Raw genomic sequence first — 9,824 nt, 5'->3', positions numbered from 1 at the left:
GGATACGGTAGAGTGAATTGGTCAAAATGATCAAATTAATTGTCGAACAGTTTCTGAAGGCTTTGTAAGCGATTCGTTTGACCTTTATTGACCATGCGTGTATCATTAAAATACATAGCTATTCTGGCAAACAAACCATATACTGCCAGCTTGCTTACTGCCTTTACATGGCACTGAAGATCTTTATGTTAAAGGAGGAAAACAAACATGAACTTGATTCCTACAGTTATCGAACAAACGAATCGGGGCGAACGGGCATATGATATTTATTCCCGCCTTTTAAAGGATCGCATCATTATGCTAGGAAGCGGGATTGATGACCATGTCTCCAATTCAATCGTAGCCCAGCTCTTATTCCTGGAAGCAGAAAACCCAGAAAAAGACATATCCATCTACATCAATAGCCCAGGCGGCAGCATCACTGCCGGTATGGCAATCTACGATACAATGCAGTTCATCAGACCAGATGTACAAACAATCTGTATCGGTATGGCCGCATCAATGGGTGCATTCTTACTTGCTGCTGGAACAAAAGGGAAGCGTTATGCCCTTCCAAACAGTGAAGTCATGATTCACCAGCCACTTGGCGGTGCTCAAGGACAAGCGACTGAAATTGAAATCGCTGCTAAGCGCATTCTTTTCCTTCGTGATAAATTGAATACAATCCTTTCTGAGCGCACTGGACAGCCGCTTGACGTAATCGCTAAGGATACAGACCGCGATAACTTCATGACAGCTCAGCGTGCAAAAGAATACGGTCTTGTTGACCAGATTATCACACGCAACGTGCTTGAAGAAAAGAAAGATAAGTAATAACACGAAAAACTCGCTCCCAAATGTGGGAGCGAGTTTTTTTCTAATCGGGATTCACCGGGAGTTAGATTAATTTTCTTTCTGGATATATTCAGCAAGCTTCTCCAAAGCTTCCTCTTCATCATTGCCTTCGGCGATTAAGTTAACAGATGCACCCGCGCTTACGGCAAGGCTCATTAATCCCATGATGCTCTTCGCATTTACCTTTTTACCGTCCTTCTCAAGAAAAATATCGGATGAGAAGCGGTTCGCTTCCTGTACAAACAATGCTGCCGGACGAGCCTGTAAACCAGTTTTCAATTTCACTTCAACCTGTTTTTCTACCATTTTATTATTTCCTCCTCTATCCCTCTATTTATTTATGATCTGTCCGGCTCGTAGTTTGTCTGCGATTTCATCTATCTTTCTCAGCCGGTGATTGATTCCTGATTTACTGATGGTACTGCCGGTAACCATCTCGCCTAGCTCTTTCAACGTAACATCCTGGTAATCGACACGAAGCTGGGCGATTTCCCTAAGCTTATCTGGTAAAATGTGCAGACCTACTGTTTCGCGGATATATCGAATATTTTCAACCTGGCGAAGTGCTGCACCAATCGTCTTGTTCAAGTTTGCAGTTTCACAATTGACAAGGCGGTTCACTGAGTTCCTCATATCACGGACGATTCGGATATCCTCAAATCTCATCAACGCGTTATGGCCGCCAACAATATTCAGAAACTCGGTGATTTTTTCAGCCTCTTTTAAATAGGTGATAAATCCTTTCTTCCGTTCGAGCGTTTTGCTGTTCAGTCCAAAAGTATTCATCAATTCACATAACGATTCATTATGCTCCTGGTACATGGATGCAATCTCCAAATGGTAGGAGGAAGTCTCCGGGTTGTTGACGGACCCTCCAGCAAGGAATGCACCTCTTAGATAAGAACGCTTACAACATTTCTTTTTCACTAGGTCTTCCGAAATATCATAAATAATTTCAAAGCCTTCTCCTAAAATCTTTAAATCCTCCAGAATTTCTCTGGCTGATTCCTTCAAGCGGACAATATAAACATTATTCTTTTTCAGCCGCATTTTTTTGCGGACAAGCAGTTCTACCTGGACCTGATAACTTTTTTTAATCAGGGTATAGATCCGCCGTGCAATTGCAGCATTTTCAGTCTGAATGTCTACGATGAGCTTACGATTTGAGAAGGAGAGGGAACCATTCATCCTGATCAGGGCGGAAAGTTCAGCTATGGAGCAGCAGCCCTTTGTATCAATGTTCGTGAGTTCCTTTTTTGTTTCCGAAGCGAACGACACCTTCTCACCCCCTAAATATATAAAACACAAGCGCTTTAGATAGCCGGAAAAGTCCTACACATCTATTTTCCAGCTAGTGAAGTAGAACTTAGGAAGCCCGGTCCCTCGAAGTGACCTGATGCAGTCGCATTCACTGGACAGAACGACCTCTACAGGCGCTTGAGCTATTTTTAACAATAGTTTCTATTTTTTAAAAGAAGACAAACGCTTGCATCCTATATTACGCGTTATATCTCTTTTTAGTTTCATTTAAAATCATAGAATACAAAATTTCTGATACTTTTTTTGTATCATGCCTGATCACATTTCCATCAAGCTCGGCAATTTCCTCCTGAACGATCTCGATACCAAGAGCCATCAGCCTTTCCAAATCAAAATGAACGGGTTGGGCAAGCTCCTCTTTATAACGCAGCTCGACATCTGGAGGGATTGTTTCGTTATTCACAAGAATCGTATCGATAAATGCAGAATCCATATGGTCATAGATTGCCTTTATATGGTCACTTGCAGTAAAGTTATGCGTTTCCCCCGCCTGGGTCATTAAATTGCAAATATATACTTTACGAGCCTGGGCTTTGCATACTTCCTGTCCAAGCCTTTTAACAAGCAGGTTTGGCAAGATGCTCGTGTACAGGCTGCCCGGTCCGATGACAATCAAATCTGCTTCCCTGATTGCCTGAAGTGTTTCCGGTAGCGGCTTGACGTTTTCTGGATTCAAAAATACCCTTTTGATTCGTTTGCCTGAATAAGGAATTTTCGATTCGCCTCTAACAATGCTGTCATCTTCCATAACAGCATTTAACATGACACTTCGATTCGCGGCTGGCAGTACTTTTCCCCTGACATTCAAAACCTTGCTCATTTCCTGAATCGCATGGACAAAGTTTCCTGTAATCGATGTCATTGCAGCAAGAATGAGGTTACCAAGCGAATGCCCGGATAATTCATTGGATGTATTGAAGCGATGCTGGAACATCTCCTCAATCAGCGGTTCCACATCGGAGAGTGCAGCCAGGACATTCCGGATATCTCCAGGGGGAGGGATTTGCATATCCTCCCGGAGCCTGCCGGAGCTGCCGCCATCATCGGCAACCGTCACGATCGCCGTAATATCTACAGGGTGCTTCTTCAATCCCCGCAGCAAGACTGGCAGACCGGTTCCACCACCGATGATGACGATTCTTGGCAGTCCATTCGTACTCATGTTGGCTGTCCCTTCCTTTTATCTATATCCCTATGCGTGACACGGGTATGATAGTCCTTCTCAAAAAACTTGGCAATATTCTCGGCAAGGGCAACAGACCGGTGCTGGCCGCCTGTGCAGCCAATAGCGATAATAAGCTGTGCCTTCCCTTCACGCTTGTAATGAGGGAGCATAAAGCTTAGCAGGTCAGTAACCTTTTCTAAAAACTTATTCGTTTCACTCCATTTAAGGACATAGGTTGAAACTTCTTCATCAAGGCCGGTTTTAGGACGCATATGGTCAATGTAGTGCGGGTTTGGCAAGAATCGCACATCGAACACAAGATCCGCATCAATTGGGATGCCATGCTTAAAACCAAACGACATTACATTCACTGTGAATGTCGCTTGCTTATTCTCCGAAAACTCTTCAAGGATTTTTTCCCTGAGTTCCTTCGGCTTCATATCTGTCGTTTTGTATATTGTTTGGGCTCTGCCCTTTAATTCTTCAAGCAGTTCACGTTCAAGCCGGATTCCTTCAAGCGGGAGGCCTGATGGAGCAAGAGGATGGGAGCGTCTCGTTTCTTTATATCGACGCACAAGGGTTGAATCATCAGCATCCAGGAACAAAACCTGGGGTGCCACCCAAGCAGTCTCCGCCAAATCATCCAGCGCTTTAAAAAGCGAATCAAAAAACTCGCGGCCTCGCAAATCCATAACGAGTGCTACTTTATTCATTTTTGTGCCGGATTCCTTCATTAACTCCATAAATTTAGGAAGCAATGTAGGCGGCAGGTTATCCACGCAGAAAAACCCTAGATCTTCAAAACTCTGGATGGCAACAGTTTTACCCGCTCCAGACATCCCTGTTATGATCACCAGTTGGGTATCGGTAGTCGATCCGGTACTCATTTCTCTTTCCCCCTGAAAGTGAAGTAGTTATTTTTATAGCGATTATTAAAAAATCAATTTGGATCGAGCCTGTAGTTAATCAGCTCAAAATCCGGTGTATAAGTAAAGGCTCCATAGATAATCCCCTGTCCATGGACCATATAATCCAGGATATGATAATCTCCTGCGGCCATAGGAAGCTCTTTAATACGATCGAGCTCATGCCAGGATATCGTACCCTCTTCCGATTCATCCAGATTGATGCCGTCTGCCTCGGTCGCATAAAAGGTAAACATCATCCATTCAGAAATGACTTGATCATCTTCCTTGATGACAAAGGTAAAAATCCCTTTAATTTGAGGATTCCGAAGGTAAATCCCTGTCTCCTCACGAAATTCGCGTACACAGGAGTCCTTCACGGTCTCCCCTGGTTCCATCTTTCCGCCCGGAGCCACCCACCAATTGCGGCGCGGCTTTTGCAGCAGCAAAATCTTATTATCCTTAACCAAAACACAATTTGTCACGCGCTGCATCAATTCCACCTCTTCAGAAATGCGTAAGCGCCTTGTTCAGCCCCGACAAGCGCTGGCCGACTAAGACCGCCACTTCGTGTGGCAACGTCGGCACTAGGACGTCCTGTCCGTCGAAGGTCCTGACAGTGAAGTCGCTTTTTGACTTCATTGGCAGGATTGAAGCGACTCGAGGGGCTAGGCGCTGAAGCTAGACATCAAATAAGTGGCCTAGCTAAAATGGCCGAACTTTTATTCTTTCCATTATACTATTTTTAGATTTTCGTCACAATGAATACAAAAATGATATTTCTGTTAATGAATTTTTTTAACTGGAAATTTTACTTTTTATCCAATAAAACGTTGAGGAACTTTTTGAATAAAGCTGAAGTCATTACATTCGATATGTGCAGGATCTCTTGATGAAAATTCGGGGTGTTATACCTTTTTCTGAAGGCCTGTATCAATTTTTTGCAAAAAAAGGAGCACAGGATAACCTGTGCCGTCAAAGGATTATATTTTTAAAAGGGGGTCAATTTCTACTCCTATAATACCCCATGATTGTTTCACTACTGTTACAGAAGAATTAATATATAATTACGTTTTGTTAATTTATACCGCGAAGAACTTTTTTTACCAGTTAAAAGGAAATATTTATGATTTAGAATGTACTATTATTCCATACACCTTGAATCCCCCGTAGGCAAAGTTCCTGGGGGATTTTCAAGTGCATATATTAAGCGTTCGCTTTTAATTCTTCAAGCAATTCTTCTACAAAATGCTGTGCGTTTTGTGCTGCGATACTGCCGTCGCCAGTAGCTGTCACGATTTGGCGAAGTGTTTTTTCACGGATATCGCCAGCTGCGAAGATGCCAGGAACTTTTGTTTCCATAAGTTCGTTTGTTTCGATATAGCCACTGCTGTTTGTGATTCCAAGGCTTTCAAATGGCTTTGTTAAAGGAACCATGCCAATGTAGATGAATACTCCATCTGCAGGGAATTCCATCTCTTCTCCATCTTTAGTGGATACAAGTGTCACGCTGCCAACCTTGCCGTCTTTATCGTTGATTTGCTTAACAGTATGGTTCCAGATGAAATCGATTTTTTCATTCGCAAACGCGCGATCCTGAAGGATTTTTTGCGCGCGAAGCTCGTCGCGTCGGTGAACGATTGTCACTTTTGAAGCGAAACGTGTTAAATAAACACCTTCTTCAACAGCAGAGTCGCCGCCGCCGACAACAAGAAGTTCCTTATTTTTAAAGAATGCTCCATCACATACCGCACAGTAAGAAACACCGCGTCCGCCCAATTCCTGCTCGCCAGGAACACCGATCTTTTTATATTCCGCACCTGCAGAAATAATGATTGAGCGCGCCTTATATTCTTTGCTGCCAGCTTTGATCGTTTTGTATTCTTTGCCGTCGATGACTTCTTTTACATCACCATAAGCATATTCTGCACCGAATTTTTTTGCGTGGTCAAACATTTTAGTTGAAAGCTCAGGTCCAAGAATGTGGTCAAATCCAGGGTAGTTTTCAACTTCTTCCGTATTGGCCATCTGTCCGCCAGGAACGCCGCGTTCAAGCATCAATGTAGATAAATTCGCACGCGATGTATAAACGGCAGCCGTCATGCCTGCTGGGCCAGCACCGATAATGATGACATCATAAATTTTCTCTTCTGACATGGTGTACAACTCCTTTAAAATCAAAATCCGCATTAACTTCAGTTTTCATTCGAAAATAGTATTTCCTGCCTAAACATATCCTATAAAACAAGAGGAATATAGTCCAAAAATATGCTTAGAAAAATTGCCTGTTCACGGAAATGACAATAATGATTTATAAATTAATAAATAGGATTGAATAGGTGAAAGGTTTCCTTGTGAACGTTTTTTCTAACCAGCTTTATTGTTTGACAATTTCCTGATGGGTGTTATGCTGATTTACATATTATTAATTAAATATGCAAATTTCATCTGCTAGGGGAGCCTTTTGTTAAGGCTGAGATTAAAGTGAAACTTTAAGACCCTTCGAACCTGATCTGGATCATACCAGCGTAGGGAAGTGGAGTATCTGGAGCTTTTATTTTTTCACTTTGCTGCCAATACAACCACTTTCTGCCTGCAGAAAGTGGTTTTTTTATTGGAAAAAAGCATCTTTCACTGGAAGGATGTTGAATTTTTATAAACCAGGAGGTCTTTTATGTCTACTTTTACACAGTTGATCCGCCAAGAAGCAAATGAGATTTGGGAAGCGAATTATAACCACCCATTCGTCCAGGGAATCGCCAAGGGGACATTATCTCTTGAAAGCTTTAAATATTATATTTTGCAGGACTCCTATTACCTCTCCCATTTTGCTCGTATCCAAGCAATTGGTGCATCGAGAGCTGAGGATCTATCTATAACAGCAAAAATGGCTTCCCATGCCCAGGGTACATATCAGGCCGAGCTTGGTTTACATGAAAGCTTTATGGGGCAGCTTGGGGTCACGAAGGAAGACTTGAAAAGCTTCGAGCCAGCACCGACTGCCTATGCCTATACCTCACATCTTTACCGAGTTGCTGCTTCGGGAAGCCTGGGAGAAATCATTGCCGCCATCCTTCCCTGCTACTGGATATACCACGAGATTGGGGAACTGCTGAAGGATGCTACTCCTGAAGCACCAGTCTACCAGGAATGGATCGCTGCTTATGGAAGTGACTGGTTCAGCGAGCTTGTGAACGAGCAAATCAACCTTCTTGATGCACTTGCAGAAAATGCTTCACACACGGAAAAAGAAAAGATGAAGCAGCACTTTTTGATCAGCTGCCATTACGAGCTGCAATTCTGGGAAATGGCCTTTACGCTGGAAGGCTGGTCTAGTAATAAACTTAAGCCCATCGCAAAGTAAGCTTCCTCAAAAGCAAAAAAGTGTCATACCCGCTTTTGGGCATGACACTTTTTTGTAAAAATCGCTAACCACATTCTGCAAGCAGAAGGGTTAACCTCTTAAATTATATGCTGTCTTCTTCATGAAGAAATTCGTTCGCCAAACTAATATATTTTGAAAGTGTTGAAACGGACAGTCCGTATTTATTTGCAACTGCTTGTTTTGAAGTCTTGATATTTCTTAGCTTATCCCAGAGATAATCTACAGCGGCTGCCCATGCTTTCTTATTTTTAAAATCATAGCCAGCTTCTACTGCCTGCTCAAATACTGAAAACCACATAATATAAACACCAGCTTCGTTTTTTCCGATTGGCTGATGGTGATCATACAATAGCTTAGCCGTTTCATGCGCGCCGGCAACTTCGTCCTTCTGATCATTCAACTTGCCTGAAGCGACGTATGCAAGGTACGATTTCTCGACTTCCGTCATTTTATCCGTCGACTTTTCAGCAGCGAGGATCTCTTTCTTTTTTGAAGAAACAGATGTCAGGAAGAGGGCGAATAATCGTTCTTCAGGATAATCACTGTTCAGCTGATGTAGAATCGCAGCTACCTGTGACTCGAATTTACCGCCTGGGTTTTCTGACCAAGGTTCCATCCCCTCTTTTTCAGGAGAGTACTCGAGAACCTTTTTCCAAATCACTCTTGCGGAATGCTCCCTGCCGGTAAAATATGATGCGTGCGCCAGCCAGTAATAAAAGGCACCGTCGCCTTCAAATCCTGTTTTCTGCAGCTTCTTCAGCCATCTGTAAGCGAGTTCGTATTCGCCAACCAGCGCAAATGTGGCACCAAGCTTGAACTGATGTTCAACGTGGATTGGATGAATTTTTCCCAAAGAATCCCTTAGATTCTGGACTTCCTCGGTCTGGTTCTGATAATGGGCAAATACTAGTGCATTGCACAAGGCGTGCAGGTTACCAGGGTTTTTCTCCAGCACATCATTAAGGATTTCCCGCGCCTTGACGGTTTCACCCAGGTAAAAGTATGCCAGTGCCAGGTTATTGTAAGCAGACCAATATTCTGGATATTCTTCGATAACCTCATGGAAAATCTCGATCGCCTTCGGAAATTCGCCAGATTCAAGATGGTTCCTGGCCTCTTCCTGCTTGATGATCAAGTCATCTTCTTCATAAAAGTCTTCGTCCATTTCCTCTGCTTCGAGTGTGAGCAGTTCAAGGAGGTCATTTGCATCCTCCGCAAACTCCCCATCTTCATTCACTTCTAGGTAAAGGTTTGCATGCCTGAATGCATCTCTAAATAAGCCCATATGAGCGTAGTTATTTGCTAAGAAATAATGGCACTCTGCCATGTGTTCATCAAGTTCTTCGAGGATCAAGTGCAAAAGACGGTTAGACTGCTGGTATTCCCCCAACTCCGATTGCACAATGGCCAGCTGGCACATGATCATCGGTTCGCCGGGCTCAAGCTGCATCGCGCGCTGGAAATACTTCTCAGCCTTCTTAAGATCCCGTCTATGGAAAGCCTTGACCCCTTTGGTGAAGTAATATTCACCTGTAGGAACAAACGACAGCAATTGTCCCTTTTGCTTCATTGCTTTAGAGTCTTTTCCCATGTGATCCTCCGTAAAACGTTTTTAACTAAGGCTCTTTTCGTATGCCTAGTTGCATTTATGACTTGGTTGCATGAATCAATCCTTTTGATGATCCATCCCTGAAAAGATATCCCGAGGCCTTGACCCAAATTCACCTGCTTTTGGAAACAGCCATTAACTAATGTAGTATAACATACGGACAGAGCGTAAGAGAAGATGGTGATTGGAAAATGTAGTGGTGGGGATGGGGATATTTGGATGGAAGTTGACTTAATTGATGTCGGTTTTTCATTGGAAGAGTGTATTGACGATTTGTAAAGGGAATTACACTTGGCGTTTCGATCGATTTGATTGATTTACTCCAGGTTTGGCGCAGGGATGAGACAAGCTGAAAAAATGTAATTGAGGATTTGGTCTGCAGTGTCGACTAACAAGAAGTAAGTGATCTTATTTTAATTGCATTCAAGGTTAGGATTTACGTACAAGTGCAAATTACGAGTTTTAAAGGACACCCTTTTGCAGGAACAAGGTGAATATTTAACTGAAACTAGGCAATAAAGTTAAAATTGATAAAAATGGTTCGGTTATAAAATTGGAAGAAATCGCAGGGGATTTCCAGTTCGCCAGATTGCTATACTTTTCGCC

Annotated in this window: 9 protein-coding genes and 1 riboswitch; of the genes, 2 read left to right on the top strand and 7 right to left on the bottom strand. The window is 42.9% G+C overall.

Annotation, left to right across the window (positions count from 1 at the left end):
* Positions 1-207 precede the first annotated feature (207 nt).
* A complete protein-coding gene (gene clpP, locus WB217_RS12785) occupies positions 208-813 on the top strand; it encodes an ATP-dependent Clp endopeptidase proteolytic subunit ClpP (RefSeq protein ID WP_423993598.1) in 606 nt (201 codons plus the stop codon).
* A gap of 69 nt (positions 814-882) precedes the next feature.
* Here clpP and WB217_RS12780 read toward each other — a convergent pair whose 3' ends face one another.
* From WB217_RS12780 to trxB, 6 genes are all read right to left on the bottom strand, one after another.
* Positions 883-1,140: an HPr family phosphocarrier protein gene (locus WB217_RS12780; protein WP_423408162.1), complete on the bottom strand. Its 258-nt coding sequence runs from the start codon at positions 1,138-1,140 to the stop codon at positions 883-885.
* Between the two features lie 24 nt (positions 1,141-1,164).
* Positions 1,165-2,112, bottom strand: a complete 948-nt coding sequence (gene whiA / locus WB217_RS12775; protein ID WP_423993597.1) for a DNA-binding protein WhiA — start codon at positions 2,110-2,112, stop codon at positions 1,165-1,167.
* 220 nt (positions 2,113-2,332) lie between these two features.
* A complete protein-coding gene (locus WB217_RS12770; RefSeq protein WP_423993596.1) occupies positions 2,333-3,316 on the bottom strand; it encodes a gluconeogenesis factor YvcK family protein in 984 nt (327 codons plus the stop codon).
* Entirely contained in the window at positions 3,313-4,206 is an 894-nt protein-coding gene (gene rapZ, locus WB217_RS12765) for an RNase adapter RapZ (protein WP_335374774.1), read from the bottom strand. Before rapZ ends, WB217_RS12770 begins: the two co-directional genes overlap by 4 nt.
* A gap of 53 nt (positions 4,207-4,259) precedes the next feature.
* Entirely contained in the window at positions 4,260-4,718 is a 459-nt protein-coding gene (locus WB217_RS12760; protein WP_423993595.1) for an NUDIX hydrolase, read from the bottom strand.
* A 712-nt stretch (positions 4,719-5,430) separates the two neighbouring features.
* Positions 5,431-6,381: a thioredoxin-disulfide reductase gene (trxB, locus tag WB217_RS12755; RefSeq protein WP_423993594.1), complete on the bottom strand. Its 951-nt coding sequence runs from the start codon at positions 6,379-6,381 to the stop codon at positions 5,431-5,433.
* Between the two features lie 286 nt (positions 6,382-6,667).
* Positions 6,668-6,776: riboswitch (TPP riboswitch) on the top strand.
* A gap of 122 nt (positions 6,777-6,898) precedes the next feature.
* Between trxB and tenA the strand changes: the two genes are divergently transcribed.
* A complete protein-coding gene (gene tenA / locus WB217_RS12750; RefSeq protein WP_423993593.1) occupies positions 6,899-7,588 on the top strand; it encodes a thiaminase II in 690 nt (229 codons plus the stop codon).
* Between the two features lie 103 nt (positions 7,589-7,691).
* Here tenA and WB217_RS12745 read toward each other — a convergent pair whose 3' ends face one another.
* The gene (locus tag WB217_RS12745; protein ID WP_423993592.1) at positions 7,692-9,200 is read right to left on the bottom strand and encodes a tetratricopeptide repeat protein; all 1,509 of its coding nucleotides are present in this window, start codon (positions 9,198-9,200) and stop codon (positions 7,692-7,694) included.
* Positions 9,201-9,824: the final 624 nt, after the last annotated feature.

The organism is Mesobacillus sp. (assembly GCF_049588175.1).
In the GTDB taxonomy this organism is placed as follows: domain Bacteria; phylum Bacillota; class Bacilli; order Bacillales; family Cytobacillaceae; genus Mesobacillus.
The sequence above is the reverse complement of the archived record's forward strand: the minus strand, read 5'-3'. Positions and strand labels throughout refer to the sequence as shown.